Raw genomic sequence first — 619 nt, forward strand, 5'->3', positions numbered from 1 at the left:
CACCCCACCCCACCCTCCAGGATGCCCACCCAGGCGTCCTTGCGCTCCTGGAAGAAGGTGAACTCCCACTGCACGCGCAGGTTGGGGATGACGGCGCCGTTGTTGAGCTGCGTGCCCAGGAAGACCTGCCGCGGGAGCCAGGCGGGTGTGGGGGACACGTGGTACAGGTCGGCGGGCTTGCGTGACTGCGCGTGCGCGGTGGAGACGAGGGCAAGCGAAATCACCAGCAGGGCGCGGACGTGGCGGAGCATGGTCACTTTCCGCCATGGCAGCGCGCACTTGTCAACGAAGTGTTCCGTTGGCTATGACACGCAGCGCCCTCCGGACGGTTCGAGGCGTCGGCCCCCGCCGGCGTTCGTCGCGGGAGAGGACATTAGGAGCGGGACACCGCATGCCAGTCGTCACGGTCCGGGCCAGCAGCAAATCAGGTCCGGCGCAGCTCGACACCCTGGTTCGCAAGGTCACCCAGAAGACCTCCGGTCTGCTGGAGGAGAATGACCGGGTGTTGGTCGTCTACGGCAACGGGCAGGCCAGCCTCTACTACGAGGGTGCGCCGTCCCCCGCGCGCGCTGTCACGCCGCGCCCCGCCTGAAACCCGCCTGAAGCCCCGCCTCCCCCC

General features: G+C 68.7%; 1 protein-coding gene and 1 pseudogene. One reads left to right on the forward strand and one right to left on the reverse strand.

The genetic code is table 11. The features are described from left to right. Positions 1-251, reverse strand: a pseudogene (locus D7X12_RS41765) (hypothetical protein); the annotation flags it as partial. A 140-nt stretch (positions 252-391) separates the two neighbouring features. On the opposite strand from D7X12_RS41765, the gene D7X12_RS41770 reads away from it, so the two are divergent. Further along, entirely contained in the window at positions 392-592 is a 201-nt protein-coding gene (locus tag D7X12_RS41770; protein WP_120630596.1) for a hypothetical protein, read from the forward strand. The last annotated feature ends 27 nt before the right edge of the window (positions 593-619 follow it).

The organism is Corallococcus sicarius, from assembly GCF_003611735.1.
In the GTDB taxonomy this organism is placed as follows: Bacteria; Myxococcota; Myxococcia; order Myxococcales; family Myxococcaceae; genus Corallococcus; species Corallococcus sicarius.